Source organism: Kallipyga massiliensis ph2 (genome assembly GCF_000311985.1).
Taxonomy (GTDB): Bacteria; Bacillota; Clostridia; order Tissierellales; family Peptoniphilaceae; genus Kallipyga; species Kallipyga massiliensis.
The window spans coordinates 277,574-278,950 of the sequence record NZ_HE978585.1; the positions used below are offsets into that span (position 1 = coordinate 277,574).

The 1,377-nt window shown below is 45.3% G+C and carries 1 protein-coding gene; it reads left to right on the forward strand.

The window, feature by feature from the left end:
* Nucleotides 1-446: 446 nt before the first annotated feature.
* A complete protein-coding gene (locus HGKM_RS08145) occupies nucleotides 447-1,118 on the forward strand; it encodes a PDDEXK family nuclease (protein ID WP_154645893.1) in 672 nt (223 codons plus the stop codon).
* Nucleotides 1,119-1,377: the final 259 nt, after the last annotated feature.

Genomic DNA, 1,377 nt, shown 5'->3' on the forward strand with positions numbered 1-1,377 from the left:
GCTCCCAGGGAAGGGTGTCCCTGGGAAATGGCTCTTTGGGGGTGTTACCCAGGAAGGGACGTCCCTGGGGAGTAATCCTTTAGAGATGACTCCCAGGGAGGGGCCAGCAGATATAAAGCATGCACCCAATATGAAGGAACATTTGTAGATGAAAATGAGAAAAAAGCAAAAAAAGTGGCACACAATAGCAACAGAGCTTGTGAAATAATATGGATGGTGTCTCAACTGCACAAAACATTGAAGGAGAAGTCATGATAATAAAGATGAGGCAGGATGAAGTTATTGATAAAATCAATCTTCTGAAAAACAGATTATCCAGGTTGAAAACAGAACCTATCCCAGGTAGACTTGAAATCAAAACCAATTGCAAGCAAGCAGAATATTTTTATTGTACCAGTGAAAATGGGATTGTTGAGCGAAAATACCTCCAAAAATCCGAGTTTCCCATGGCAAAGAATCTGGCCCAACAGGTCTACAATCAGCGAATCTCCCGCCTCTTGGACCGCCTCTCCAAAAAAGCATCGACATCCAGCCTAACGGTCGGTGAAATCGACCGGGCGGTGGATAAGGTCTATTCCGACATGCACCCCCTGCGCCAGGCGCTGGTGACACCGATCCAAATGACGGCCGGCCAAAAATTCCAGGCATGGAAAGCACGCAGCTACCAGGGGCTGGGATTTCGGGAGGATGATCCGAAAGGGATCATCACCAATAATCATGAGCGGGTCCGGTCAAAGTCCGAAAAGATTTTAGCCGACCTCTTTTCGTCAAAAAATATCTTCTATAAATACGAATGCCCCTTGCACCTGGCCAACAACATCGCCTTCTATCCCGACTTCACCTTCTTCCTTCCCCCGCGCAATGAGGAAATCTATTGGGAGCACTTTGGCCGGATGGATTCACCCGACTACGCAATAAATACAATAAGAAAGATTCGTACCTATGAAGAAAATGGGATCTTCGCCGGAATACGGCTTATTATGACCTTCGAAGGACTCCCCCTCACTTTGGACACCAACCGGGCTGAGGTCCTGATCGACCGCTTCCAACTTTATCATTGTTTCAGGGAAGATGGGGTGCAACCAGGGCAGGCCTGCCCTGGTAAACGACAAAAATGATCCCCAGTCAGGGTAAGCCCGCCCTGGCTAACATCGGAAATTGGTCCCAGGCAGGGTAGCTATAAGCTTTCCTATCTACTAAAATACTATTGCTCTGATATACAGATATAACCACCAAAAACTTTATTATCTTTCTTCTTATCAGGGATATATTTTACCTCCATCGAATGAAATATATCACCATCTACCATATATTCATTACTTACAAGTTGATCAAAATAAGTATATATTTCATCATCTACAAGGGAGGGTTCTATAG

Excerpts from the sequence above, each read along its gene's own strand:
- HGKM_RS08145 (WP_154645893.1), top strand. The coding sequence starts at position 447 with ATGGCAAAGAATCTGGCCCAACAGGTCTACAATCAGCGAATCTCCCGC.